Source organism: Caballeronia sp. LZ035 (genome assembly GCF_031451175.1).
Classification (GTDB): Bacteria; Pseudomonadota; Gammaproteobacteria; order Burkholderiales; family Burkholderiaceae; genus Caballeronia.
The window spans coordinates 1-592 of sequence record NZ_JARUXS010000033.1 but is presented as its reverse complement, the minus strand read 5'-3'; the positions used below and the strand labels follow the sequence as shown (position 1 = coordinate 592).

At 60.6% G+C, this 592-nt stretch carries 1 protein-coding gene; it reads right to left on the bottom strand.

The window, feature by feature from the left end:
• On the bottom strand, positions 1–476 hold a 476-nt coding region (locus QCE88_RS41935; protein WP_309911932.1), incomplete at its 3' end, for an SDR family NAD(P)-dependent oxidoreductase.
• Between the last annotated feature and the right edge of the window lie 116 nt (positions 477–592).

Genomic DNA, 592 nt, shown 5'->3' with positions numbered 1-592 from the left:
TATGCGCCTTGCAACGGAATGGCGACGTCCGATAGTTCGCTTCCGAGATTGATGAGCGCGCCGCCCCGTTCCCGCAAATGTTGCACGGCGACGACCGAGCCGTTGACCACTCCCCAGTAGTTCGTATCGAAGAGTTTGCGCTGGTCTTCCAGCGGCACATCGATGCAGCGCCCGTACAACGAGACGCCTGCATTGTTGATCCAGGTGTCGAAGCCGTCGAAGCGCGAAATCGCTTCGTTCGCGGCGACTTGCAGCTGTTCGCGGTCGCCGACATCGGCGACGACATACGCGACGGTATCGCTTCGATCTCGCGACAACTCGTCGGCGAGTGAGGAAAGCGCCTTCTCGTCGCGCGATACAAGCATCAGCCTGGCGCCGCGTTTCGCTGCGGTGCGGGCGGTGACGAGCCCGATTCCACTCGTCGCGCCCGTAATCACGATTACTTGTTTGTCGAGAGGTTTGAGCCGGATTCGCATGGTGGCACTCGCTGCGGGTAAGGAATGCATGGGCTCAAGCATTGCGCGTGCCTCGCGCGTCGATGATAGCGGCGGCACACGACATGCTGCATAGATCGAGGTCTGACACGCTTCAA